This is a genomic window from Kribbella alba (genome assembly GCF_039529635.1).
In the GTDB taxonomy this organism is placed as follows: domain Bacteria; phylum Actinomycetota; class Actinomycetes; order Propionibacteriales; family Kribbellaceae; genus Kribbella; species Kribbella alba.
The window spans coordinates 1,005,544-1,028,130 of sequence record NZ_BAAANE010000004.1; the positions used below are offsets into that span (position 1 = coordinate 1,005,544).

19 protein-coding genes are annotated in these 22,587 nt (G+C 68.1%); 2 read left to right on the top strand and 17 right to left on the bottom strand.

Annotated features, from left to right (window positions below; genetic code table 11):
• Positions 1-37 precede the first annotated feature (37 nt).
• Complete coding sequence (locus tag ABD210_RS11630) at positions 38-2,101, top strand: PhoX family protein (protein WP_344111105.1); 2,064 nt, start codon at positions 38-40, stop codon at positions 2,099-2,101.
• 103 nt (positions 2,102-2,204) lie between these two features.
• Here the strand turns inward: ABD210_RS11630 and ABD210_RS11635 are convergent, their stop codons facing one another.
• The 17 genes from ABD210_RS11635 to ABD210_RS11715 form a co-directional block, all read right to left on the bottom strand.
• Positions 2,205-3,227 (bottom strand): polyprenyl synthetase family protein, encoded by a 1,023-nt coding sequence (locus ABD210_RS11635; protein WP_344111107.1) that lies wholly within the window; start codon positions 3,225-3,227, stop codon positions 2,205-2,207.
• On the bottom strand, positions 3,224-4,816 hold the full coding sequence (gene nuoN / locus ABD210_RS11640) for an NADH-quinone oxidoreductase subunit NuoN (protein ID WP_425552670.1): 1,593 nt from the start codon (positions 4,814-4,816) through the stop codon (positions 3,224-3,226). Before nuoN ends, ABD210_RS11635 begins: the two co-directional genes overlap by 4 nt.
• 32 nt (positions 4,817-4,848) lie before the next feature.
• Entirely contained in the window at positions 4,849-6,372 is a 1,524-nt protein-coding gene (locus tag ABD210_RS11645; protein WP_344111108.1) for an NADH-quinone oxidoreductase subunit M, read from the bottom strand.
• Positions 6,369-8,240 carry an NADH-quinone oxidoreductase subunit L gene (gene nuoL, locus ABD210_RS11650; RefSeq protein WP_344111110.1) on the bottom strand — a complete coding sequence of 624 codons (1,872 nt, stop codon included), beginning with the start codon at positions 8,238-8,240 and terminating at the stop codon, positions 6,369-6,371. Before nuoL ends, ABD210_RS11645 begins: the two co-directional genes overlap by 4 nt.
• An 11-nt stretch (positions 8,241-8,251) precedes the next feature.
• Positions 8,252-8,551: an NADH-quinone oxidoreductase subunit NuoK gene (gene nuoK, locus ABD210_RS11655; RefSeq protein ID WP_344111111.1), complete on the bottom strand. Its 300-nt coding sequence runs from the start codon at positions 8,549-8,551 to the stop codon at positions 8,252-8,254.
• A complete protein-coding gene (locus tag ABD210_RS11660; RefSeq protein ID WP_425552671.1) occupies positions 8,548-9,354 on the bottom strand; it encodes an NADH-quinone oxidoreductase subunit J in 807 nt (268 codons plus the stop codon). Before ABD210_RS11660 ends, nuoK begins: the two co-directional genes overlap by 4 nt.
• A gap of 35 nt (positions 9,355-9,389) precedes the next feature.
• Positions 9,390-9,995: an NADH-quinone oxidoreductase subunit NuoI gene (gene nuoI / locus ABD210_RS11665; protein ID WP_344111113.1), complete on the bottom strand. Its 606-nt coding sequence runs from the start codon at positions 9,993-9,995 to the stop codon at positions 9,390-9,392.
• A complete protein-coding gene (gene nuoH, locus ABD210_RS11670; protein ID WP_344111114.1) occupies positions 9,988-11,298 on the bottom strand; it encodes an NADH-quinone oxidoreductase subunit NuoH in 1,311 nt (436 codons plus the stop codon). Before nuoH ends, nuoI begins: the two co-directional genes overlap by 8 nt.
• The gene (locus tag ABD210_RS11675; protein ID WP_344111115.1) at positions 11,295-13,724 is read right to left on the bottom strand and encodes an NADH-quinone oxidoreductase subunit G; all 2,430 of its coding nucleotides are present in this window, start codon (positions 13,722-13,724) and stop codon (positions 11,295-11,297) included. The genes nuoH and ABD210_RS11675 overlap by 4 nt, the downstream gene beginning before the upstream one ends.
• On the bottom strand, positions 13,721-15,031 hold the full coding sequence (gene nuoF / locus ABD210_RS11680) for an NADH-quinone oxidoreductase subunit NuoF (RefSeq protein ID WP_344112041.1): 1,311 nt from the start codon (positions 15,029-15,031) through the stop codon (positions 13,721-13,723). Before nuoF ends, ABD210_RS11675 begins: the two co-directional genes overlap by 4 nt.
• The gene (gene nuoE, locus ABD210_RS11685) at positions 15,028-15,855 is read right to left on the bottom strand and encodes an NADH-quinone oxidoreductase subunit NuoE (RefSeq protein ID WP_344111116.1); all 828 of its coding nucleotides are present in this window, start codon (positions 15,853-15,855) and stop codon (positions 15,028-15,030) included. Before nuoE ends, nuoF begins: the two co-directional genes overlap by 4 nt.
• Entirely contained in the window at positions 15,856-17,193 is a 1,338-nt protein-coding gene (locus tag ABD210_RS11690) for an NADH-quinone oxidoreductase subunit D (RefSeq protein WP_344111117.1), read from the bottom strand.
• Positions 17,193-17,900, bottom strand: a complete 708-nt coding sequence (locus tag ABD210_RS11695) for an NADH-quinone oxidoreductase subunit C (protein WP_425552654.1) — start codon at positions 17,898-17,900, stop codon at positions 17,193-17,195. Before ABD210_RS11695 ends, ABD210_RS11690 begins: the two co-directional genes overlap by 1 nt.
• A complete protein-coding gene (locus ABD210_RS11700; protein WP_344111118.1) occupies positions 17,897-18,451 on the bottom strand; it encodes a NuoB/complex I 20 kDa subunit family protein in 555 nt (184 codons plus the stop codon). Before ABD210_RS11700 ends, ABD210_RS11695 begins: the two co-directional genes overlap by 4 nt.
• Positions 18,452-18,453: 2 nt before the next feature.
• Complete coding sequence (locus tag ABD210_RS11705) at positions 18,454-18,813, bottom strand: NADH-quinone oxidoreductase subunit A (RefSeq protein ID WP_344111120.1); 360 nt, start codon at positions 18,811-18,813, stop codon at positions 18,454-18,456.
• Positions 18,814-18,932: 119 nt separating this feature from the next.
• Complete coding sequence (locus tag ABD210_RS11710; protein ID WP_344111121.1) at positions 18,933-20,258, bottom strand: geranylgeranyl reductase family protein; 1,326 nt, start codon at positions 20,256-20,258, stop codon at positions 18,933-18,935.
• A 215-nt stretch (positions 20,259-20,473) separates the two neighbouring features.
• Positions 20,474-21,172 (bottom strand): demethylmenaquinone methyltransferase, encoded by a 699-nt coding sequence (locus ABD210_RS11715; RefSeq protein WP_344111122.1) that lies wholly within the window; start codon positions 21,170-21,172, stop codon positions 20,474-20,476.
• Between the two features lie 143 nt (positions 21,173-21,315).
• Here ABD210_RS11715 and ABD210_RS11720 point away from each other — a divergent pair, with 143 nt between their 5' ends.
• Entirely contained in the window at positions 21,316-22,587 is a 1,272-nt protein-coding gene (locus tag ABD210_RS11720) for an isochorismate synthase (protein WP_344111123.1), read from the top strand.

Below are 22,587 nucleotides of genomic sequence, written 5' to 3' on the forward strand. Positions count from 1 at the left end.
CCGCTGCCGTCCACGCGAGAACCCGGAGTACCCGCCAGTGAGCCCCAAGTTGCTGCCGCTGATCAGCCAGATCGGCACCCGTCACGGATCCCGCGCCTTCCGCACTTGTCAGCTGAAGTGCGCCAACCAGTGCGACCACGCCGAGCCCAACACCTCCGGCAACGAGCACATCCAGACCGTCCTGCAGTCCGCCTTCTCCCGGCGCGGCATGCTCAAGATCGGTGCCGCCGGCGTAGCGGCCGCCGGGGTCGGCGCACTGGCCTCGAGCATCCCGGCCGCGGCCGACATGACCGCCACCGGTGCCGACAAGGGCAACGGCGCGTTCCCGGGCTTCGGGCAGCGCGGCGACCTGACACACGGCGTCGTCCCGCCGAACCGCAAGGACGACATCGTCATCCCCAACGGCTACGACCAGGCCGTCATCATCGCCTGGGGCGACCCGGTGGAGGAGGGCGCGCCGAAGTTCGACGCGAACAAGCAGTCGGCCGCGGCGCAGGCCAAGCAGTTCGGCTACAACAACGACTACACGATGATCGTCCCGCTGAAGGACGACCGTAAGGCGTTGCTGGTCTGCAACCACGAGTACACCGACGAGAACCTGATGTTCCCGACCGGCAAGTACGACGCCAAGACGATCGCCGGTATCGGTCTGGCCGCACACGGCATGTCCGTCGTCGGTATCGAGCGCGTCGGCCGCAGCGGCCAATGGCGGCGGGACAAGTCCGGCACCCGCTACAACCGCCGGATCACCGCCACCACCAAGTTCGACGTCGTCGGCCCGGCCGCCGCCGACCCGCGGGTCGGCAAAGTTGCCTACGGCACCTTCGGCAACTGCGCCGGTGGCGTCACCCCGTGGGGCACGATCCTGTCCGGCGAGGAGAACTTCAACGGGTACTACGACGTGACCGGCGCGGTGCCGGCGCAGTACGCGACCAGCTACAAGCGGTACGGCGTGCCCACCACGGTGACGAAGTCCGCGCGCGAGTGGAGCATCGTCGATGCACGCTTCGACCTGACCACGACCCCCACCGAGGCCTTCCGCTCCGGCTGGGTCGTCGAGGTCGATCCGTACGACCCGAAGGCGACGCCCAAGAAGCGCACCATGCTCGGCCGGCTGAAGCACGAGGGTGCCACCACCACGATCACCGCCGACGGACGGATCGCGGTCTACCTCGGCGACGACGAGCGGGGCGAGTACATCTACAAGTTCGTCTCAGCCGGCAAGTACGACGAGAACAACCGGAAGGCCAACTTCGGCCTGCTCGACGAGGGCACGCTGTACGTGGCCAGGTTCACCGGTGACGGCACCGAGGACGGCCTGTTCGACGGCACCGGCCAGTGGATCGCGCTGACCACGGACAAGAAGTCCTTCATCGACGGCATGAGCGTCGCCGACGTGCTGATCGACACCCGGCTCGCGGCCGACAAGGTAGGGGCGACCCGGATGGACCGTCCCGAGGACATCGAGCGCAATCCGGTCAACGGCAGGGTCTACGCCGCCCTGACCAACAACTCCAACCGGGGCGGCACCTTCGCGGTCGACGAGGCGAACCCGCTGGCGAAGTCGCACACCCGCGCGACCCTCGACGGGCCGCTGGTGGAGCAGTCCGGCAACCGCAACGGCTACATCCTGGAGCTCACCGAGGAGGGCGACGACGCGGCCAGGACTAGCTTCTTCTGGACCCTGTTCCTGGTCTGCGGCGACCCGACGGCGCAGGAGACCTACTTCGGCGGCTACGACAAGACCAAGGTCAGCCCGATCTCGTGCCCGGACAACGTCTCCTTCGACGGCTCCGGCAACCTTTGGATCTCCACCGACGGCAATGTGCTCGGCTCCAACGACGGCATCTTCACCGTGCCCGTCGCCGGCCCGAAGCGCGGCCAGGTGAAGCAGTTCCTCTCGGTGCCGTTCGGCTCAGAGGCCTGCGGTCCGCTGGTCAGCGAGGACGACAAGACCGCGTTCGTGGCCGTCCAGCACCCGGGCGAGACGGACACGGCGACCTTCGAGAACCCGTCTTCCACCTGGCCCCACACCCACCCGTTCCCCCGCCCGGCGATCTCCTGCGTCTGGCGCAAGGACGGCGCCCGCGTCGGCAGCTGACGTCCCGCGAAACTGCGGCGTCGACAGCTGACGCCCGTGAATGCGCTTGCGTCCGAACAACTGCGGGGTCTGCCCCACTGTTGTTCGGACGTAAGCGTTGGGATCAGGACGTGCGGGTGACGACCAGGTCGCAGAGGGATTCGAGGGCGGCGCGGGCCGAGCCCTCGGGGAGGTCCTCCAGGAGTTTGCGGGCGTCGTCGGCGCGACGGCGTACGTCGTCCTCGGCCTGCTGAAGCGACGGGTGGGCCCGGAGCAGGGTGAGGGTCTCGGCCAGGCCGGCGTCGTCTGTCAGGTCGGAGTCGAGGAGCTCGAGCAACCTGGCGTCGGTCTCGTCGGCAGGATCCGCCTGGGCCCGGAAGATCAGTACCGGCAGGGTCGGGACGCCTTCGCGGAGATCTGTGCCCGGCGTCTTGCCGGACTGGCCGGACTCCGACGCCACGTCGAGGATGTCGTCGGCGAGCTGGAAGGCCGCGCCGATCTCCTCACCGAACGCCCGCAGCGTCTCCTGGATCTCGGTCGAGGCACCCGCGAACCGGGCACCGAACAAAGCCGAGGTGGCGATCAGCGAACCGGTCTTGTCCGCGACCACCGACAGGTAGTGCGCGAGCGGATCCTGCCCCTCGGTGACGCCCAGCGTCTCCCGGATCTGTCCCTCGACCAGCCGGCCGAACGTCCGCGCCTGGATTCGCACGGCCTCCGGTCCGAGCGAGGCGACCAGGTCGGAGGCCCGGGCGAACAGCCAGTCACCGGTCAGGATGGCAACCGAGTTGTCCCAGCGGGCGTTCGCGGTCGAGGTGCCACGACGCAGGGCGGCCTCGTCCATCACGTCGTCGTGGTAGAGGGTCGCCACGTGCGTCAGCTCGACCACAACGGCGGCTTCCACCACTTCAGCGGCAGCCGGCGACGGACCGAACTCCGCGGCCAGCAGCACCAGCAGCGGACGGAACCGCTTGCCGCCGGCAACCATGACGTGCTGGGCGGCTTCGGTGACGAACGGCGCCTCGGACCGGGCCGAGTCGCGCAACGCCACCTCGACCGCCTCCAGCCCGGCACGGACCCGGGATTCGAGCGCCTCGTCGGCGATCGCGATTCCCAGGCTGTCGGCCGGCAGCGGGGACGGGCTCACCGGATGAACTCACCCGCTCGGGCCGCCAGGTCGAGCACCGGTCCGGGAACCAGACCGAGGACGACGGTGGCGGCGAGGCCGAGTGCGACGGCCGTGGTGGTCTGCCATCCGGGCAGCGCCACGTCCGGGCTGTCGGCAGGCAGGTCGGAGAAGAACATCAGCACGATCACGCGGACGTAGAAGAACGCGGCGATCAGGCTGCAGAGCACCGCCACCACCACCAGCGGCCACGCGCCACCGGTCCACGCCGCGGTGAACACGGCCCACTTGCCGGTGAAGCCGGCGGTCAGCGGGATCCCGGCGAAGCCGAGTAGGAAGAAGGCGAAGATTCCGGCCAGCAACGGCGACTTCTTACCCAGCCCGGCCCACCGAGACAGGTGGGTGGCCTCGCCGCCCACGTCCCGGACGAGGGTCACCAACGCAAAGGCACCGATGGTCGGGAAGCCGTAGCAGACCAGGTAGAACAGCACGGCCTGGGTCGAGGTGATGCCGCCGGCGCGGACCCCGCTGCCGGCCTGCGCGAGACCGACGAAAGCGGTCAGCAGGAAGCCTGCGTGTGCGATCGACGAGTAGGCGAGCATCCGCTTCACGTCGGTCTGGGTGATGGCCACGATCGAGCCGACCACCATGGTCAGGATGGCGACGATCCACATCATCGGCGCCCAGTCCCAGCGGGTGCCGCCGAGCGCGACGTAGAAGACCCGCATCAGGCCGATGAACGCGGCGATCTTGGTGCAGGCCGCCATGAACCCGGTGACCGGCGTCGGCGCACCCTGGTAGACGTCCGGCGTCCACGAGTGGAACGGGACCGCGCCGACCTTGAACAGCAGGCCGACCCCGATCAGGCCGGTCCCGGCCAGCAGGATCGCGTCCCCACCGGTCTGGGTGGCCAGCGCGTCGGAGATCCCGCCGAGCGACATGGTGCCGGCGTACCCGTAGAGCAGGGCGATGCCGTAGAGCAGGAACGCCGAGGCGAACGCGCCGAGCAGGAAGTACTTCATCGCCGCTTCCTGCGAGATCAGCCGGCGACGACGCGCCAGCCCGCAGAGCAGGTACAGCGGCAGCGAGAAGACCTCGAGCGCGACGAACAGCACCAGCAGGTCGTTGGCCGAGGCGAACAGCATCATGCCGCCGACCGCGAACAGCGTCAGCGGGAAGACCTCGGTGTGCTCGACCTTGAGCGCGGTTGCCTCACGCTCCGCCTCACTGCCCGGTACTGCGGCGGCCTGGCCCGCGAAGGCGGACAGCCCGCCGTCGACCGAGCGCTCCGCGAACAGCAACACGCTGATCAGTGTCAGCGCCAACAGGATCGCCCACGTGAACAGCGCCGGACCGTCGACCGAGATCGCGCCCTGGGCCGCGATCAGCGACTTCTTGTCGTTCATCAGGATCGCGGTCAGAACGCCGGCGACGATCAGCGCCACGATGGCGATCGCGAGCTGGACCAGGTGTCGCCAGGCCCTGGGCAGGAAGGCCTCCGCCAGGACGCCGACACAAGCCGCACCGAACACGACGAGCAGCGGTGCCAGCTCGGTGTACTCGATCTTCGGCTTGACGAAGTCCGCCAACGGCAAGGCCTGCGCCGCCATCGGGGCCGTCATCAGCGAAAACAGCTGGGCACTCACTTCTGTCCCTCCGTCACGGGAACCTGCGGGGCCGGGTCGGTGACACCCACGCGCTGCATCGTGGACTCGACCGCCGGCTTGATGATGTCGACGACCGGCTTCGGGTAGATGCCGAGGCCGACGATCAGCAGCACCAGCGGTGCGATCGCGAACACCTCGCGGAAGTTCAGGTCCTTCAGCTTGTCGATGCCGTCACGCACCGGCCCGGTCATCAGGCGTTGGTACATGAGCAGGATGTAGAGCGCGGCCAGCACGATACCGAGCACCGCGATCGCCGCGATCACCCTGTGCCTGCTGAACGTGCCGGCGAGCACCATGAACTCTGAGATGAACGGCGACAACCCGGGCAACGCCAGGCTGGCCAGGCCGGCGAACAAGAACGTGCCGGCCAGCACCGGAGCCACCTTCTCGACACCGCCGTAGTCCGCGATCCGGGCCGACCCGCGCCGCGAGATCAGGTACCCGGCGACCAGGAACAGGGCCGCGGTGGAAAGACCGTGGTTGAACATGTAGAGCGTCGATCCGGTCATGCCCTGCGAGGTGAGCGCGAAGATGCCCATCACGATGAAGCCGAAGTGCGAGATCGAGGTGTACGCGATCAGCCGCTTGATGTCGGTCTGCCCGATCGCCACCAGCGCGCCGTACAGGACGCTGATCAGGGCGAGCACCAGCACCACCGGGGTGGCCCACTGCGACGCGTTCGGGAACAAGCCCAGGCAGAACCGGATCATCCCGAAGGTGCCGATCTTGTCGAGGATGCCGACCAGCAGCACCGACGTACCCGGGGTTGCCTCGGCGGCGGCGTCCGGCAGCCAGGTGTGGAACGGCACCATCGGCGCCTTCACCGCGAACGCGAAGAAGAAGCCCAGGAACAGCCACCGCTCGGTGTTCTGGCTGATGTCCAGCTTGACCAGGTCGGACAGCAGGTACGACGGGGCGCCGGCCTTGGCCGACACGACGTACAGGCCGACCACGGACGCCAGCATCAGCAGACCGCCGAGCAGCGAGTAGAGCAGGAACTTCACCGCGGCGTACGAGCGCTGGGGGCCGCCGAAGCCACCGATCAGGAAGTACATCGGGATCAGCGTGGCCTCGAACAGCACGTAGAAGAGGAACACGTCGGTGGCGGCGAAGACGCCGATCGACAGTGCCTCCAGGCCCAGGACCCAGGCGAAGAAGGACTTCTCGCTCCAGCGACCGGTCTTCGCGTCGTTCCAGGAGGCGATCAGCACGATCGGCGTGAGCAGTGCCGTGAGCACCACCAGCACCAGCCCGACACCGTCGAGGCCGAGGGCGTAGTGCGCGCCGAAGGCCTTGATCCAGGTGTAGGACTCCTCGTAGTCGGCGGCGCCATTGCGCTGGTAGCCGATCGCGATCACGATCGTCAGCGCCAGCGTGAGCACCGAGAAGCCGAGCGCGACCTGCTTCGCGAGCTGTGCCTGGACCTTCGGCACCGCCATCGTCGCGATGGCTCCCACGAACGGCAGGAGCAGTGTCAGGGTCAGCCAACCGATGTTCACGACAACCTCACCGCGAGGAGGGCGACGACCACGAATGCGGCGCCGAAGACCATGCTGAGTGCGTAGGAACGGACGAAGCCCGTCTGGAACCGGCGCAGCCGGCCGGACAGACCACCGAAGAGCGCGGCCAGCCCGTTCACCAGGCCGTCCACCCCGCGGTTGTCCAGCCAGACCAGCGTCCGGGTGAGGTACTGGCCCGGGCGCATCAGGACCGCCTCGTTCAGCGCGTCGCCGTACAGGTCACGGCGGGCGAAGGTGGTGACCGGCGAGACCTGGACCGGCGCCTCGCGCGGGATGTCGCGACGGTACAGCGCCACCGCGATCACGATGCCGACGGCAACGACCGCGAGAGTGATCAGCGTCATCACCGTCGCGCTGACCGGCGGGTGCTCCTCGGTGTGACCGACCACCGGCTCCAGCCAGTTGACGATCCAGGGGCCGCCGAAGTAGAGCGCACCGCCACCGAGCGAGAGCGCGGCCAGGACGACCAGCGGACCGGTCATCACCGCGGGCGACTCGTGCGGGTGCACGTCCTTGTCCCAGCGCGGCTTGCCGAAGAAGGTCATGATCATCAGCCGGGTCATGTAGAACGCGGTGATCCCGGCCCCGAGCAGTGCGCACAGACCGATCACGGTGTTGTGCGCGAACGCGGCCTCGATGATCTTGTCCTTGCTGAAGAACCCGGCGAACGGTGGGATGCCGAGGATCGCGAGGTAGCCGAAGCTGAAGGTGACGAAGGTGACCTTCATGTACTTCGCCAGGCCGCCGTAGTGGCGCATGTTCACGTCGTCGTTCATGCCGTGCATCACCGAGCCGGCGCCGAGGAACATGTTGGCCTTGAAGAAGCCGTGCGTGAGCAGGTGGAAGATCGCGAAGACGTAACCGGCCGGGCCGAGGCCCGCGGCGAGCATCATGTAGCCGATCTGGCTCATCGTCGAACCGGCCAGCGCCTTCTTGATGTCGTCCTTGGCGCAACCGATGATCGCGCCGGCCAGGGCGGTCACCGTACCGACGATCACCACCGCGGTGGAGGCGGCGTCGGTGACCTCGTAGATCGCGTGCGAGCGGACGACCAGGTAGACACCGGCGGTGACCATGGTCGCCGCGTGGATCAGGGCCGAGACCGGGGTCGGGCCCTCCATCGCGTCCAGCAGCCAGGACTGCAGCGGCACCTGGGCGGACTTGCCGCAGGCCGCGAGCAGCAGCATCAGGCCCAGCAGAGTCGCCCAGGTCGAGGACAGCTTGTCCGCGCCCGCGTTCACCGTGGAGAAGGCGGACGAGCCGAACAGCGACCACATGCTCATCACCGCGAGCGAGAGGCCGATGTCACCGACCCGGTTCACCACGAACGCCTTCTTGGCGGCGGTCGCGGCCGACGGCCGCTCCTGCCAGAAGCCGATCAGCAGGTACGACGCCAGGCCGACGCCTTCCCAGCCGACGAACACCAGCAGGTAGTCCGCCGCCAGCACCAGCAGCAGCATCGACGCGATGAACAGGTTCAGGTACGCGAAGAAGCGGCGCCGGCGCGGGTCGTCCGCCATGTAGCCGATCGAGTAGATGTGGATCAGCGAACCCACACCGGTGATCAGCAGCACGAAGAGGATGGACAGCGGGTCGACCAGCAAGGTGACGTCCACCTTGATGCTGCCGACCGAGAACCACTCGAACAGCTTGACCGTCTCGGACCGCTGTTCGCCGGACCTGCCCTGCATCTGGAAGAAGAGCAGGACCCCGCAGACGAACGAGGCCAGCGGCGCCGCGGTGCCCAGCAGGTGACCCCAGCTGTTGGTGGCCTTGCCACCGAGCAGCAGGATCGCCGCGGAGACCGCCGGAATGGCGACCAGCAGCCACATCAGCTCATGACTCATCGGTTCAGACCTCAGTACTTGAGCAGGTTGGCGTCGTCGACCGAGGCCGAGCGACGGGTGCGGAAGATGGCCATGATGATCGCCAGGCCGATCACGACCTCGGCAGCGGCCACCACCATCACGAAGAAGGCGGCGATCTGGCCGTCGAGGTTGCCGTGCTGGCGGGCGAAGCTGACGAACGCGAGGTTGGTCGCGTTCAGCATCAGCTCCACGCACATGAACACGACGATGGCGTTGCGGCGCACGAGCACGCCCAGCGCGCCGATGCTGAACAGGATCGCCGACAAGATGATGTACGGCTCGGTACTCACAGCTTGTCTCCTTCGCCGAATCCGGTCAGGTCCGTGCCGGTGGGCTCCGGCGGGACCTCGTCGCCGGCGTCGCCCTCGGCGATCCGGCGGACCGTCTCGAGCTCCTCGCGCTCCTCGGTCTCGGGGAACACCGTGCCACGCGCCTGCAGCACGCGCGAAACCGAGGTCGGTGCGATCGACCCGTCCGGCAGCAGCGCCGGGGTGTCGACGGCGTTGTGCCGGGCCAGGACGCCCGGAGTGGGCAGCGGGCCGGGGTGTACGCCGAGCTCGGCGTACTTGCGGATGCGCTCCTGTGCCAGGTCGCGCTGGGTCTTCTTCTTGGTGAGCCGCTCGCGGTGCGCCAGCATCATCGCGCCCATCGCGGCGGTGATCAGCAGCGCCGACGTCACCTCGAACGCGAAGACGTACTTGCCGAACAGCAGCTGGGCGATCCCCTTCGGGTTGCCGGCGGGTTGCGCCTGCCCCAGGCCGACAGGGTCGCCGTACGCGGCGTTGCCGACCGCGAAGATCAGCAGCACCGCGATGCCGAGGAACGCCAGCCCGGCCAGCAGCCGCTGACCGCGGATGGTCTCGACCAGCGAGTCCGACGCGTCGACGCCGACCAGCATCAGCACGAACAGGAACAGCATCAGGATCGCGCCGGTGTAGACGATGATCTGTACCGCGAACAGGAACGGTGCGTCCTGGGCCGCGTACTGGATGGCCAGGCAGATCATCACCGTTGCCAACAGCAACGCCGAGTGCACCGCCTTGCGGACCAGGATCATCGCGATCGCGGCCAGCACCATGATCGGCGCCAGCATCCAGAAGGCGACCTGGCCGCCGGTGACGAGCCCGATCACTGGTCGCCACCGCCCTGGGTCGAGCTGAACGGGTTGACCGAGGCGCTCTCGGGAGCAGCGGCCGCACCGGTCAGACCGAGGTAGTAGTCCTTGTCGGTCGCGCCGAGCTGCATCTCGTGCGGCGGCTCCTCCATCCCTGGCAACAGCGGCGCCAGCAGGTCCTTCTTCTCGTAGATGAGGGACTCGCGGCTACGGTCGGCCAGCTCGTACTCGTTGGTCATCGTGAGCGCCCGGGTCGGGCACGCCTCGATGCACAGTCCGCAGAGGATGCAGCGCAGGTAGTTGATCTGGTAGACGCGGCCGTACCGCTCACCCGGCGAAAAACGACCGGAGCCGCCGGCTGTGCCGACAGCGTTGTCGGCACCTTCGACGTAGATCGCGTCCGCGGGGCAGGCCCACGCGCACAGCTCGCAGCCGATGCACTTCTCCAGCCCGTCGGGCCAGCGGTTCAGCTGGTGCCTGCCGTGGAACCGCGGCGCGGTCGGCTTCTTGTCGAACGGGTACTGCTCGGTGAAGACCTTGCGGAACATCGTCCGGAAGGTGACCCCGAACCCGGCTACCGGGTCCCAGAGGGACTCTTTGACGGATTTTGAATTAGCCACGACTGACGTCGCCCTCGTTTCGGCTCGGAGTGTTGACGAGCGGTGGTGGGACCGGGAAGCCGCCGGCGAAGGCATCGAACTCGCCCTCTTCCTCCGGCGTCGGCTCCTCGTCCTTCTTCTGGGGCAGGAACATCGTGATCACCGCGATCAGCGCGACGATCCCGGCGGCCACCAGCAGGTAGTTGCGCTGGAAGGTGACCTCGCGGCCCACCGCGCGGACGGTGGCGACCAGCAGGATCCAGGCCAGCGAGACCGGGATCAGGATCTTCCAGCCCAGCCTCATGAACTGGTCGTAGCGCAGTCGCGGCAGCGTCCCGCGCAGCCAGATGTAGAAGAAGATGAAGCACATCATCTTGCCGACGAACCACAGCACCGGCCAGAAGCCCTCGTTCGCGCCGGACCACAGCGAGATCGGCCACGGGGCCCGGTAGCCGCCCAGGAACAGCGTCGTCGCGAGCGCCGACACGGTCGCCATGTTGATGTACTCGGCGAGGAAGAACATCGCGTACTTCATCGAGGAGTACTCGGTCAGGAAGCCTGCCACCAGCTCGCCCTCGGCCTCCGGCAGGTCGAACGGCGCCCGGTTCGTCTCGCCGATCATCGAGATCACGTAGATCACGAAGGACGGGAAGAGCAGGAACGCGTACCAGCCCGGGATCGGGATGTGCGCGCCGAACAGGTTGATCGACTGGTGCGAGGCCTGCGCCTGGACGATGTCCCAGGTGGACATCGAGCCGGCGAACAGGAAGACCGTCACCAGCGCCAGGCCCATCGCGACCTCGTAGGAGATCATCTGGGCGCTGGACCGCAGACCACCGAGCAGCGAGTACGTCGAGTTGGACGACCAGCCGCCGAGCACGATGCCGTAGATGCCGATCGAGGCGATCGCCATCACATACAGCACCGAGACGGGCAGGTCGGTCAGCTGCAACCGCGTGTAGGTGTCGGTGAAGGGGATCTTCACCGTCGGCCCGAACGGGATCACCGCGAAGGTCAGGAAGGCCGGGATCGACACGATCACCGGTGCCGCCACGTAGACGAACTTGTCGACGCCCTTGGGCATCAGGTCTTCCTTGAACATCAGCTTCATACCGTCGGCGAGCGACTGGAGCAGACCGAACGGGCCATGCACGTTCGGGCCGATCCGCTGCTGCATCCGGGCCACGACCCGGCGCTCCCACCAGATGTTGAACAGCGTCAACACGACCAGGAAGACGAAGATCAGCAGCACCTTGATGCCCACCACCCACCACGGGTCGCGGCCAACCCCGGCGTCAGGCACCGCTAGTGGGATGAGACTCATGCGTTCCCTCCGGCGATCGTCACGATCGAGCCATGATCTGCGTGCAGCGACCTTCTGACGTGCGAGTCCGCCGAGTTGGCCGGCAGCCAGACCACGTTGTCGGTCATCGGGGTGATCACGACCGGCAGCCGGATCGAGCCCGCGTCGGTGCTGACCACCAGTTCGTCACCGTCGACGACCCCAACCCGGCGTGCAGTGGTCAGCGAGATCCGCGCCACCGGCTTGCGGGCGGTCGCGACCAGGTGCGGCTCACCGTCGTTGCTGCGGCTGTCGTCGATCAGCATCCGCCAGGTCGCGAGCCGGGTCGAGTCGAAAGCGCCCAGCGCCGGACCGGCCTGGTACGTCGGCTCGTTCGCGCGGTTGCCGTCCCACCGGCCGAGCTCGTCGAACTCCTGCTTCGCCCCGGCCGGGGTGCTGAACCCGAGCGACAGGTCCATCTCCTTGGCCAATGCGGCGAGCGCCCGGACGTCCGGCATCGGGGCGACCACCTTCAGCACCACCGGGAACGGCCGCTCGCGACCCTCCCAGTTCACGAAGGTGCCGTCCTTCTCCGCCGGCGGAACCACCGGGAAGATGACGTCGGCGTGCTCGGTCACCTGCGAGTTGCGGACCTCGAAGCTGACCACGAACGGCGCGGCTTCCAGCGCGGCCAGTGCGGCCGCCGGGTCCGGCAGGTCGTCGATCTCGACGCCGGCGACGATCAGCGCCTGCAGCGAACCGGCCGCCTCGAGGATCTCGCCGGTGTCCCGGCCGATGGCGCCCGGCAGGTTCTCGACGCCCCAGGCAGCCTGCAGGTCGACCCGCGCGGCCGCATCCGTCACCAGGCGTCCACCCGGCAGCAGACCCGGCAGGCAGCCGGCCTCGAGCGCACCGCGGTCACCCGCGCGACGCGGGATCCAGGCGAGCTGTGCGCCGGTGTCCAGGGCCAGTCGCAGCGCCGCGGAGTACGCACCCGGCGCGGTCGCGAGTCGCTCGCCCACGATGATGATCGAGTCCGACCCGAGCGCGTCCCGCGCGGCGGCGCCGGCCTCGCCCGTACTGCCAAGATCACCCAGTACCGCAGCCTCTGTACCCGGGGAGGTCTGGACGACGACTCCGTCGAGCTTCTCCACACCGCGCGACGCGAACGACGCCACGGTGAAGACCTTGGTGCCGACCTTGCGAACGCCCTTGCGCAGGCGCAGGAAGACCGCCGGCGCCTCCTCTTCCGGCTCGAACCCGACCAGCAGCACGGATCCCGCCCGCTCGAGGTCGGCGAACGTCGTACCGAGTCCTGTGCCGGCGACCGCGGCGGCCAGGAAGTCGGCCTCCTCGGCCGAGTGCGGCCGGGCGCGGAAGTCGATGTCGTTGGTGCCGAGCGCGACCCGGGCGAACTTCGAGTACGCGTAGGCGTCCTCCAGCGTCAGCCGCCCCCCGGTCAGTACTGCGGCGTTGCCCCGGGCGGCGGTGAGCTTCTCGGCGGCGTAGTGCAGCGCCTCCGGCCACGAAGCCGCGCGGAGTTCGCCGTCCTCGCGGATCAGCGGGTGGGTCAGCCGGTCACCGGTGGTCGCGTAGTTGAACGCGAAGCGGTCCCGGTCGGAGATCCACTCCTCGTTGACCTCCGGGTCGTCCCCGGCCAGCCGGCGCATCACCTTGCCGCGCCGGTAGTCGGCCCGGATCGCCGACCCGGACGCGTCGTGCTCGGCCACCGTCGGCACCGAGACCAGGTCGAACGGCCGGGAGCGGAACCGGTACGCCGCGCTGGTGAGCGCACCGACCGGGCAGATCTGGATGGTGTTGCCGGAGAAGTAGCTCTCGAAGGGCTCCTTCTCGTAGATGCCGACCTGCTGCAGGGCGCCCCGCTCGATCAGCGCGATGAACGGGTCACCGGCGATCTGCTCGGAGAAGCGGGTGCAGCGGGCGCAGAGCACGCAGCGCTCACGGTCCAGCAGGACCTCGGCGGAGATGTTGATCGGCTTCGGAAAGGTGCGCTTGACCTCGTGGAAGCGGGTCTCGCCCGGACCGTTGGTCAGCGCCTGGTTCTGCAGCGGGCACTCGCCGCCCTTGTCGCAGACCGGGCAGTCCAGCGGGTGGTTGATCAGCAGGAACTCCATGTTCCCGTGCTGCGCCTTGTCCGCCACCGGCGACGTCAGCTGGGTGCGGACCACCATGCCGTCGGCAACGGTGATCGTGCAGGACGCCTGCGGCTTCGGCATGCCCCGGCCGTTACCGGCGTCGGGGATCTCGACCAGGCACTGACGGCAGGCGCCGACCGGATCGAGCAGCGGGTGGTCGCAGAACCGCGGGATCTGGACGCCGATCTTCTCGGCGGCCCGGATCAGCAGGGTGTTCTTCGGGACCTTCACCTCGATGTCGTCGATGGTGACGGTCACCAGCTCGACCTTCTGGACCTCGGATCCGGCCGGCGGATTCGCTTGGATGGTCATGCGCTTGCTCCAGCGGTGGAGAAGAGGGTGGATGCCATCGGGTCGAACGGGCAGCCACCGTTCGTGAAGTGGGCGATGTACTCGTCCTTGAAGTGCTGGATCGAGCTGGTGATCGGCGCGGTCGCTCCGTCGGCGAGTGCGCAGAAGGCACGGCCGGTGATGTTGTCGCACAGGTCGAGCAGGGTGTCGAGGTCCTCCTCGGTGCCCTTGCCGGCCTCCAGCCGCTCCAGGATCTGGACCAGCCACCACGTGCCCTCGCGGCACGGGGTGCACTTGCCGCAGGACTCGTGCTTGTAGAACTCGGTCCAGCGCAGCACCGAGCGGACCACGCAGGTGGTCTCGTCGAACATCTGTAGCGCCTTGGTGCCCAGCATCGACCCGACCGACGCGACACCCTCGTAGTCCAGCGGGACGTCGAGGTGCTCGGCGGTCAGCAGCGGCGTGGAGGAACCACCCGGCGTCCAGAACTTCAGCGTGTGACCCTCGCGGATGCCGCCTGCCAGGTCCAGCAGTTGCCGCAGCGTGATGCCCAGCGGCGCCTCGTACTGGCCCGGGCGGGTGACGTGCCCGGACAGCGAGTACAGCGTCATGCCCTTGGACTTCTCGCTGCCCATCGAGGCGAACCAGTCGGCGCCGTTGTTGATGATCGCGGGAACCGACGCGATCGACTCGACGTTGTTGATGACAGTGGGGCAGCCGTACAGGCCGGCCACCGCCGGGAACGGAGGACGCAGACGGGGTTGACCGCGACGACCTTCGAGCGAGTCGAGCAGTGCCGTCTCCTCGCCGCAGATGTACGCACCGGCGCCGGCGTGCACGATCACGTCGAGGTCGTAGCCGCTGCCGAGGATGTTCTGGCCGATGAAACCGGCCGCCTTCGCCTCCTCGACCGCCTGCTGCAACCGCCGGACGACATGCAGCACCTCGCCGCGGACGTAGATGAAGGCCGTCGACGCCCGGATCGCGTACGACGCGATGATGACGCCTTCGACCAGGGTGTGCGGCGAGGCCAGCATGAGCGGGATGTCCTTGCAGGTGCCCGGTTCGGACTCGTCCGCGTTCACCACGAGGTATTTCGGCTTGGGGTTGTCCTGCGGAATGAAGGACCACTTCATGCCGGTCGGGAAACCCGCGCCGCCACGGCCGCGCAGGCCCGAGTCCTTCACGGCGGTGACCACGTCGGCCGGCTGCATCCGCAGCGCGGTCCTCAGCGCGTCATAGCCGCCGGACCGCTGGTACGACGCCAGCTGCCAGGAGCGGATCTGGTCCCAGTTGTCGGACAGCACCGGAGTCAGCACAGTGATCAGTCCTCCTTCCGCGGGTCGTCGGTGTGGACAGCCTGCGATTCCCGACCCGGCTGGTCCTCCGGGCGCGGACCGGCCGCGGCCTCCGGGGAGACGGTCTCCTGCGGCGCCGGCGCGGAGCCGGACCGGTTCGAGGCCGGCGCGGTCCAGTTGCGTTCGCGGGCCAGCCGCAGCCCGGCCAGGGTGGCCTTGCCGCCGGTGGGGCCCTCGTCGGCGCGGCCGTCGGGGAACCCGGCCAGCACTCGCTCGGCCTCGCGCCAGGTGCAGACCGTCGCACCGCGCGGCGACTTCACCTCGGTGCCTTCACGCAGGTCGTCCACCAGCTGGGTGGCCGACTCCGGCGTCATGTCGTCGAAGAACTCCCAGTTCACCATCATCACCGGCGCGTAGTCGCACGCGGCGTTGCACTCGAGGTGCTCGAGGGTGATCTTGCCGTCCTCGGTGGTCTCGTCGTTGCCGACGTCCAGGTGCTGCTTGAGCCGATCGAAGATCAGGTCGCCGCCCATGATCGCGCACAGCGTGTTGGTGCAGACCCCGACGTGGTACTCGCCGACCGGGCGGCGCTTGTACATCGTGTAGAAGGTCGCCACCGCCGACACCTCGGCACCGGTCAGCCCGAGCACCTCGGCACACACCTCGATGCCCTCCGGCGTGACCCGCCCCTCGACCGACTGCACCAGGTGCAGCATCGGCAGCAGCGCCGAACGGGCCTCCGGGTAGCGCCCGGCCAGCTCGCGCAGCTCGGCCACCGTGGTCTCGGTGATCTTCGAGTCACCAGTGCTGTAGGGCACTGGCTTGTTCGTCGCAGTCGTGTGGTTCTCGGCCATTTAGCGGTCCACTCCACCCATCACCGGGTCAAGGCTGGCGACGGCGACGATCACGTCGGCGACCTGTGCGCCCTCGCACAGGATCGGCATCGCCTGCAGGTTTGCGAACGACGGGTCACGGAAGTGCGCCCGGTACGGCTTGGTGCCGCCGTCGGAGACCAGGTGGCAGCCGAGCTCGCCGCGCGGCGACTCGATCGCCACGTAGGCCTGGCCGGCCGGCACCCGGAAGCCCTCGGTGACCAGCTTGAAGTGATGGATCAGCGCCTCCATCGACTCGCCCATGATGTGCTTGATGTGGTCGAGGGAGTTACCCATCCCGTCGTTGCCGACCGCCAGTTGGCTGGGCCAGCCGATCTTCTTGTCGGCCACCATCACCGGCTCGCCCTCCATCTTGGCCAGGCGGTCCGCGCACTGCTCGACGATCTTCAGGGACTCGTGCATCTCCTGCAGCCGGATCCGGAAGCGCCCGTAGGAGTCAGCCGTGTCCCAGGTCGGCACGTCGAAGTCGTACGTCTCGTACCCGCAGTACGGCTGGGACTTGCGCAGGTCCAGGCCGTAGCCGGTGGCCCGCAGCGGCGGGCCGGAGATCCCCAGCGCCATGCAGCCGGCCAGGTCGAGGTAACCGACGTCCTGCAGGCGAGCCTTGAAGATCGGGTTCGCGTTGCACAGCTCGGCGTACTCGGGCAGGTGCTTGTTCATCCAGGTGATGTACTCGCGGATCTTGTCCAGCGCGCCCGGCGGCAGGTCCTGGGCGACACCGCCCGGCCGGATGAACGCGTGGTTCATCCGCAGCCCGGTGATCAGCTCGAACAGGTCCAGCGTCATCTCCCGCTCGCGGAAGCCGATCGTCATCACGGTCAGCGCGCCGATCTCCATCCCGCCGGTGGCGATGCAGACCAGGTGACTGCTGATGCGGTTCAGCTCCATCAGGAGCACCCGCATCACGTTCGCCTTCTCCGGGACCTGGTCCTCGATGCCGAGCAGCCGCTCGACCGCCAGGCAGTACGCCGTCTCGTTGTAGAACGGCGACAGGTAGTCCATCCGGGTGACGAACGTGGTGCCCTGCGTCCAGTTGCGGAACTCCATGTTCTTCTCGATGCCGGTGTGCAGGTAGCCGATGCCGCAGCGGGCCTCGGTCACCGTCTCGCCCTCGATCTCGAGGATCAGCCGGAGCACGCCGTGCGTGGAGGGGTGCTGCGGGCCCATGTTGACGACGATGCGCTCTTCGGGCTCGTCGCCCAGCCCGGCCACGACCGAGTCCCAGTCCTGACCGGTGACGGTGAAGACCTTGCCCTCGGTGGTGTCCCGGGTGGTTGCGTACGGATCTGTAGTGGTCATCAGTTGTAAGACCTCCGCGTGTCGGGCGGCGGGATGACGGCGCCCTTGTACTCGACGTCGATGCCGCCGAGCGGGTAGTCCTTGCGCTGCGGGTGCCCCGGCCAGTCGTCGGGCATCTGGATCCGGGTCAGCGCAGGGTGTCCGTCGAAGATGATGCCGAAGAAGTCCCAGGTCTCCCGCTCGTGCCAGTCGTTGGCCGGGTAGACCGAGACGATCGACGGGATGTGCGGGTCGGAGTCCGGGCAGGAGACCTCCAGCCGGATCCGCCGGTTGTGCGTGATCGACAGCAGGTGGTAGACCGCGTGCAGTTCGCGCCCGGTCTCGTTCGGGTAGTGCACGCCGCTGACGCCGGAGCAGAACTCGAACCGGAGTGCCTCGTCGTCACGGACGTGCTGGGCCACCTCGACCAGCCGCTCCCGCGCGACGTGCAGGGTCAGCTCGCCCCGGTCGACCACGACCTTCTCGATCGCGTTGTCGCCGACCAGACCTTCCAGGCGCTCGGTGGCGCCGTCGAACCAGCCGCCGTACGGCTTGGCCGATCCGCCGGGCAGCGCGACCTGACGGCGCAGGCCGCCGAAGCCCGAGGTGTCACCAGTACCCCGGACGCCGAACATGCCTTCGCGCTGGTCGACGACCTCGGCGCCGGGCGTCTGCGCGTCGGCAGCCGCAGTGGTCGCCGGCAGGTTCTCCGGTTGGGTATCACTCACCGAAGGAGCCCCTTCATCTCGAGCGTCGGTGCGGCGGTCAGGGCCGCGGCTTCCTGCTCGGCCTGCAGCGCCTTCTTGTTCGCACCGAGCTTGCCGTGCTGGATGTCGTCGTGGAGCTTGAGGAACGCGTCCAGCAGCATCTCCGGCCGCGGCGGGCAGCCGGGCAGGTACATGTCCACGGGGACGACGTGGTCCACGCCCTGCACGATCGCGTAGTTGTTGAACATGCCGCCGGACGACGCGCAGACGCCCATCGCCAGCACCCACTTCGGGTTCGGCATCTGGTCGTAGATCTGGCGCAGCACCGGGGCCATCTTCTGGCTCACCCGGCCGGCCACGATCATCAGGTCGGCCTGCCGCGGGGACGCGCGGAAGACCTCCATGCCGAACCGGGCCGCGTCGTAGCGGGGTGCGCCGGTGGTCATCATCTCGATCGCGCAACAGGCCAGCCCGAAGGTTGCCGGCCACAACGATGCCTTGCGCATGTAGCCCGACAGACCCTCGACGGTCGACAGCAGCACGCCTGCCGGAAGCTGTTCCTCAACACCCATATTCAGTCCCACTCCAGTCCGCCGCGGCGCCAGACGTAGGCATACGCGACGAAGACGGTAACGATGAAGATGACCATCTCGATCAACCCGAACAGCGCCATCTGGTCGAAGGCGACCGCCCACGGGTAGAGGAAGATGATCTCGATGTCGAACACGATGAAAAGCATCGCGGTGATGTAGTACTTCACCGGGAAACGCCCACCACCGACGGGCTGCGGGGTCGGCTCGATCCCGCACTCGTACGAGTCGAGCTTGGCCCGGTTGTAGCGCTTCGGGCCGACGAGCGCGCTCGTCACCAACGTGCCCGCCACGAAGATCGTCGCGAGCACACCGAGGATGAGGATCGGTACGTAAGGGTGCATCTTGGGGCTGCTCCCTCCTTCTTGCGTCCGTACTGCCGGCTGTGTCTGGTGTTTCCCTGTTGCAAGACAGCACTGTGTTATCAGTACCGCTGTGGCTCACGTCAGCCGCCCCGCCGCAATCAGGCGGCGGGCGCGACCTTGGTGAGCCCGTTGATGATCTTGTCCATCACGTCGCCGTCGCGCGGATCGGTGAGGTTGGCCAGGAGTTTCAGGGTGAACTTCATCAAGGTGGTGCGCGGCAGACCGTACTTCGTGCACAGCCGCATCACCTCCGGATTTCCGATCAGCTTCACGAAGATCCGGCCGAGCGTGTAGTAGCCGCCGTACTCCTGCTTGAGCGCCTTCGGGTACGCCGAGAGCGCGCGTTCGCGCTGGTTCGGCTGCCGGTGCAGCGCCTGGGCGGCGACCTCCGCGGCGAACGCGCCGGACTCCATCGCGTAGGGGATGCCCTCGCCGTTGAACGGGTTGACCATGCCGCCCGCGTCGCCCAGCAACATCAGCCCGCGGGTGTAGTGCGGCTGCCGGTTGAAGCCCATCGGCAAGGCCGCACCACGGATCGGTATGGTCTGGAACTCGTCGCGGAACTGCCACTCCTCCGGCGTGTTCTTCAGCCACTGCTTGAGCAGGTCCGCGTAGTCCACCTTGCCGAAGGCGTCGGAGGTGTTCAGGATGCCGAGGCCGACGTTGACGGTGCCGTCGCCCATCCCGAAGATCCAGCCGTAGCCGGGCAGCAGGTTGCGCTGCCCGGGTTGCTGCGGGTCGTCCGCCCACAGCTCCAGCCACGACTCGAGGTAGTCGTCGTCGTGACGCGGGCTGGTGAAGTAGGTGCGCACGGCGACCCCCATCGGTCGGTCGTCGCGCTTGTGCAGGCCCATCGAGACCGACAGCCGCGACGAGTTGCCGTCGGCAGCCATCACCAGCGGCGCCCGGAACTCGACCTCCCTGTCATCACCGTCGGCGCGGCGTCTGCCGTTCTCGTCGACCGGCTTGGCGGTGACGCCGACGATGAAGCCCCTGTCGTCCAGGATCGGCGCGGTCACGTTGGTCCGCTCGCGCAGCCTGGCCCCGGCCTTCACGGCCTGCTGGGCGAGCAGGTCGTCGAAGTCCATCCGGTTGCGGGTCAGCCCGTAGTTGGGGTGGCTGGCCAGGTCCGGCCAGTCCAGCTGCAACTGGTGGCCGGCACCCTGGATGCGGAGGCCGTAGTTGCGGATCCAGCCGGCCTCGGGCGAGATATCGATGCCCATGTTGATCAGCTGCTTGGTGCCGCGCGGCGTCAGTCCGTCACCGCAGACCTTCTCGCGGGGGAAGGCGGTCTTCTCCAGCAGCAGGACGTCGAGTCCGGCGTTCGCGAGATGGTAGGCAGCAGCCGAGCCGGCAGGTCCCGCACCGACGACGATCACATCCGCGGTCTCGGCCTGCTGCCGCGGCGACGCGCTCTGACTCATCTCATCCCGGCCTGGAGGTTGGGGTTTCTAAGGTCTCCGGCACTCGTGAAGCGATTCACGAGGCCTGGTCATCCGACAGTCTAGGACTGCCTGACTTGGACGCGAAACCGGGCCGGAATCCCTTACCGACAGGCGATTTACGCGCGTCCTGCCTTGCGTAATTATCTGAGCCGCACCAGCACCTCGTACTACGGACCAGTGGCTCAGGTGGTCTGTCAGAGCGGCTTCGTGCCCCGGTGGATCGCGACCAGTCCGCCGGTCAGGTTGCGCCATTGCACGTGGGTCCAGCCGGACGCCTCGATGGTCCGCGCGAGTGGCTCCTGACCAGGCCAAGCGCGTACTGACTCGGCCAGGTACTCATATGCGTCGGGGTTCGTGGAGACCGCCTTCGCCACCACCGGGACCGCGCGCATCATGTACTCCAGGTAGGCCACCCGGAACGGCTTCCACGTCGGGTGCGAGTTCTCCAGCACCACCAGCCGGCCGCCCGGCTTCGTGACCCGGAGCATCTCCCGCAACGCGACCGTGACGTCATTCACGTTCCGCAGCGCCCACGAGATCGTGACCACATCGAAGGTCTCGTCCGCGAACGGCAACCGCAGCGCGTCCCCCGCGATCAGGTCGAGCTCGGGGTACCGCCGCTTGCCGACCCGGAGCATCCCGACCGAGAAATCGCACGACACCACCTCGGCGCCCGCCTCGCGCAGCTTCACGCTCGAAGCACCCGTGCCCGCGGCCAGATCGAGGATCTTCATCCCCTTCCGCGGCGCGATCTCCGCCAGCGTCTGCGGCCGCCAGTACAGCTTCTCCAGCCCCATGGTGGCCACCGCGTTCGTCCGGTCGTAGCCCTCGGCCACGTTGTCGAACATCGCTGCCACTGCCTCTGGCTGTTTGGTGAGATCTGCGCGGGTCACAGTGTCTAGTGGATCACGGGTGCGGCGGGCTCCGAAATTTGCCGGATACAGGGCAGGCATACGCTTGCATGCCGTGAGTGCATCACCAATGAGCCGGACGGCCATCGAGACCCGGGGCCGGAGCGCGAGCGAGGAGTGTTGCCGTGAGCCTGTCTGACCCGGTTCTACCCGGTCATCACCCGGCACCGCATCTGGTGATCCGCAGCCAGCCGATCGACGGAGTCTCGGCCCAGCTGATGGACCACCTGCCCCAGACCGGTGGTCTGGCCTGGGTCCGGCGCGGCGACGGCCACGTCGGCTGGGGTGTCGCCGCCCGGCTGGATGTTGCCGGCAGCAACAGATTCACGGAGGCCCAGGTCTGGTGGAAGGACCTCGTCGGCGCCGCCGTCGTCCGCGACGAGGTGCGGGTGCCCGGCTCCGGCCTGGTCTGCTTCGGCTCCTTCGGCTTCACCGACGCCGACCCGAGCGAACTCGTCGTGCCCGAGGTGATCGTCGGCCGCCGCGGCGGCACCACGTGGGTGACGACCATCTCCCCCGCCAGCTCGCTGGCCACTCGCCCTGACCTGATCCGGCACGAACCGGCCCCGGTCGGCGAAGTCGCCTTCGCCGACGGATCCCGCTCCGGCGCCGAGTGGTCCGGGATCGTCGCCGACGCCGTCACCCGGATCACCGGCGGCGAGCTCGACAAGGTGGTGCTCGCCCGCGACCTGATCGCGATCGCCTCGCAGCCGATCGACCTGCGCTGGCCGTTGCGCCAGCTCGCCGCGGCGTACCCGAACTGCTGGACGTTCTCGGTGGACGGGCTGATCGGCGCGACCCCCGAACTGCTGGTCCGGCGGGAGAAGGGCCTGATCACTTCAAGGGTCCTGGCCGGCACGATCCGGCGTACCGGGGACGACGCCCACGACCTCGCGCTGGCCGCGTCACTCGCCCGGTCCAGCAAGGACCTGGAGGAGCACGAGTTCGCAGTACGGTCGGTCGCCGATGCGCTGAAGCCGCATTGCAAGTCGATGAACGTGCCCGAGACCCCGTTCGTCCTGCACCTGCCGAACGTGATGCATCTGGCCTCCGACGTCGCCGGTGTCGCCGCGAACGGCGCCTCCGCCCTCGGCCTCGCAGCCGCCCTGCACCCGTCCGCGGCAGTCTGCGGTACGCCGACCGACACCGCGCGCGACCTGATCGGCGAGATCGAAGGAATGTCGCGCGGCCGGTTCTCCGGACCGGTCGGCTGGATGGACGCGGGCGGTGACGGCGAGTGGTGTATCGCGCTGCGCTGCGGCCAAGCCGACCCCCATGACCCGACCAGGATGCGCATCTTCGCCGGCGCCGGCATCGTCGCCGGGTCCGACCCTGAGGCGGAGCTGGCCGAGACGAACGCCAAGCTGGTTCCGATGAGAGACGCGCTGGGAGACTGA

Coding starts and splice junctions, on each gene's coding strand:
- nuoN (WP_425552670.1), bottom strand. CDS start 4,816: ATGGCGGCGCAGGCCTTGCCGTTGGCGGACTTCGTCAAGCCGAAGATC.
- nuoL (WP_344111110.1), bottom strand. CDS start 8,240: ATGAGTCATGAGCTGATGTGGCTGCTGGTCGCCATTCCGGCGGTCTCC.
- ABD210_RS11660 (WP_425552671.1), bottom strand. CDS start 9,354: ATGCTGGCGCCGATCATGGTGCTGGCCGCGATCGCGATGATCCTGGTC.
- nuoH (WP_344111114.1), bottom strand. CDS start 11,298: ATGAGTCTCATCCCACTAGCGGTGCCTGACGCCGGGGTTGGCCGCGAC.
- ABD210_RS11675 (WP_344111115.1), bottom strand. CDS start 13,724: ATGACCATCCAAGCGAATCCGCCGGCCGGATCCGAGGTCCAGAAGGTC.
- nuoE (WP_344111116.1), bottom strand. CDS start 15,855: ATGGCCGAGAACCACACGACTGCGACGAACAAGCCAGTGCCCTACAGC.
- ABD210_RS11690 (WP_344111117.1), bottom strand. CDS start 17,193: ATGACCACTACAGATCCGTACGCAACCACCCGGGACACCACCGAGGGC.
- ABD210_RS11700 (WP_344111118.1), bottom strand. CDS start 18,451: ATGGGTGTTGAGGAACAGCTTCCGGCAGGCGTGCTGCTGTCGACCGTC.
- ABD210_RS11705 (WP_344111120.1), bottom strand. CDS start 18,813: ATGCACCCTTACGTACCGATCCTCATCCTCGGTGTGCTCGCGACGATC.
- ABD210_RS11710 (WP_344111121.1), bottom strand. CDS start 20,258: ATGAGTCAGAGCGCGTCGCCGCGGCAGCAGGCCGAGACCGCGGATGTG.